Raw genomic sequence first — 2,509 nt, forward strand, 5'->3', positions numbered from 1 at the left:
TGTAAACGCTGATCGAAACCTGGAGCACCTGAGACCCAGAACGCGCTGATCGAAAACGGGAGCACCTGACCATCCCCGTGCTCGCTCGAACCCATCCACAGGCTTCCTGTCTGAGGGTCGAGCGAGTGGACGGGAGAAGGGTGCACACCGACATGGAGATGTGGACGGAGATCCGGCGCAAGGTGCTGGTCGAGGGCGCGTCGAAGCGCTCGATCAGGAGGGACTACCGGATCGGCTCGGAGACCTTGGAGAAGATCCTGGCCAATGCCGAGCCGCCCGGCTATCGACAGGCAGTGTCCCGCCCCAAGCCCATGCTCGGCCAATTCCTCGGGGTCATCGACGAGATCCTGCTGGCCGACAACGGTGCTCCGGTCAAGCAGCGCCACACGGCCAAGCGGATCTTCGAGCGCCTGCGCGACGAGCACGGCTACACCGGCTGCTCGTCCCAAGTCCGAGCTCAGGTGGCCGCAGCCAGGAAGCGCCAGAAGGAGGTATTCGTCCCGCTCTCTCATCCGCCGGGCGAAGCCCAGTACGACTTCGGCGAGGCCACCGTGATCATTGCCGGGGAGCAGATGAAGGCGGCCCTGTCGGTCATGACCCTGCCCTACTCGGACGTGTTCCACGTCTCGGCCTACCCACGCGAGTGCACCGAGACCTTCCAGGCCGGACACGTGGCTGGCTTTACCTTCTTCGGCGGCGTTCCCACCCGCATCAGCTATGACAACTCGAGGATCGCCGTCACCAAGGTGGTGGGACGCGAACGAGAGCTCACCCGTGAGTTCCTGCGTCTGGAGAGCCACTTCCTCTTCGCCCACCACTTCTGCCGGGTGGCCCGGGGCAACGAGAAGGGCCACGTCGAGAGCCTTGTCGGCTTCGGACGTCGGAACTTCTTGGTGCCGGTGCCGTCGTTCGACTCCTTCGCCGAGCTGAACGCCCACCTGGAGGCGGCATGCCTGGCCGACATGGAACGATCGGTGCGGGGCAAGCCGGAGGGGAAGGCCGAGCGCCTGGAGGTGGATCGGGCGGCCATGCTTGGTGTTCCCAGCGAGTCCTTCGATCCTCGTCGGGTGGCCCAGGCCAGTGCCAACTCGCTGTCCCTCGTGCGCTTCGACCGCAACGACTACTCGGTGCCGACCGCCCATGCCCATCACGAGGTCACCGTGCTCGGCGGCACCGAGGAGGTCCGCATCGTCTCGGGGACCGAGGTGGTGGCCCGACACCACCGGTGCTGGTCGAAAGAGGAGATCTCCTTCGATCCCCGGCACTACCTGGCCCTCCTGGAACGCAAGCCCGGCGCGCTCGATCACGCTCGGCCCCTGGAGGGCTGGGACCTGCCTGAATGCTTCGCCCACCTCCGCCGACGGCTGGAGGCCGAGTTCGGATGGGCGGGCACCCGGGAGTACATCAAGGTGCTGCGCCTCCTGGAGCGGGCAACGCTCCGCCAGCTCACCGGTGCCATCGAGGAGGCCCTGGCCATCGGGTCGACCGGATCGGACGCCGTCTCTTTGATCCTGTTCCACCGCGATGAGCAACCGGTCGGGCTGTTCAGCCTGGACGGCCATCCCCATCTCAAGTCCTTCGTCATCGACCCACCCGATCTCGGTGCCTACAGCACCCTGACCCAGATAGGAGCCAGTGCATGAAGTCCCAAGAAACCAAGTCCATGGTGTTGTTACACCATCACCTGAAGGCCCTCCGGCTCCCGACCATCGGACGCGAATGCGAGAAGGTGGCCAGCCAGGCGGCCAACGACAACGTCGACCACCTGGCCTACCTGCTGCAGCTGACCGAGCTGGAGCTACTCGAACGGGAACGCAAGGCAGCCGACCGCCGCTTGAAGGCGGCGCGGTTCCCGACCATGAAGTCCCTGGACAACTTCGACTTCGCCGCCCGCCCGTCGGTGAACAAGATGCTGATCGCCGAGTTGACCCGATGCGAGTTCATCGACAAGCGCGAGAACATCCTCCTCGTCGGGAACCCGGGCACCGGCAAGTCCCACCTGGCCACCGCTCTCGCCGCTGCGGCGTGCGCCAAGGGCTACAAGGTGCGCTTCTTCCGGGCCACCGAGCTGGTGACCACCCTGATCGAGGCGAGGGACGAACGGACCTTCCTGCGGCTCAAGTCCCAGCTGGCCAAGTTGGACCTACTGGTCCTCGACGAACTCGGCTACGTGCCAGCCTCCAAAGTTGGGGCCGAGCTGCTCTTCGACGTGATCTCGACGGCCTATGAGCGGACCAGCATGATCGTGACCACCAACCTGCCCTTCGAATCCTGGACCGAGGTGCTGGGGTCCGAGCGGCTGACCGGGGCCACCCTCGACCGGCTCACCCACCGCTGCAAGATCATCGAGACCAGAGGCGAGAGCTACCGCCTCCACGACGCCAAGACACGGACCCGCCGAACCAAGCTGGTCACGCCTGTGGACGAGGCTCAGACCGCCAAGTAACTTCTGACCGAAGTGCTCCCGTTTTCGACCGGCGCGCGCTCCAGGTTTCGATCAGCATTCACA

Annotated in this window: 2 protein-coding genes; both read left to right on the forward strand. The window is 65.3% G+C overall.

Features of this window, described 5'->3' with window-relative positions:
- Positions 1–152 precede the first annotated feature (152 nt).
- Positions 153–1,643, forward strand: coding sequence for an IS21 family transposase (locus IVW53_15740; GenBank protein ID MBF6607015.1), 1,491 nt, complete (start codon positions 153–155; stop codon positions 1,641–1,643).
- The gene (locus tag IVW53_15745) at positions 1,640–2,446 is read left to right on the forward strand and encodes an ATP-binding protein (GenBank protein ID MBF6607016.1); all 807 of its coding nucleotides are present in this window, start codon (positions 1,640–1,642) and stop codon (positions 2,444–2,446) included. Before IVW53_15740 ends, IVW53_15745 begins: the two co-directional genes overlap by 4 nt.
- Positions 2,447–2,509 lie beyond the last annotated feature (63 nt).

Source organism: Chloroflexota bacterium (genome assembly GCA_015478725.1).
Classification (GTDB): Bacteria; Chloroflexota; Limnocylindria; order Limnocylindrales; family CSP1-4; genus C-114.

Bases quoted from the DNA above. Each gene is read 5' to 3' on its own strand.
- IVW53_15740 (MBF6607015.1), top strand. From the start codon at position 153: ATGGAGATGTGGACGGAGATCCGGCGCAAGGTGCTGGTCGAGGGCGCG.
- IVW53_15745 (MBF6607016.1), top strand. From the start codon at position 1,640: ATGAAGTCCCAAGAAACCAAGTCCATGGTGTTGTTACACCATCACCTG.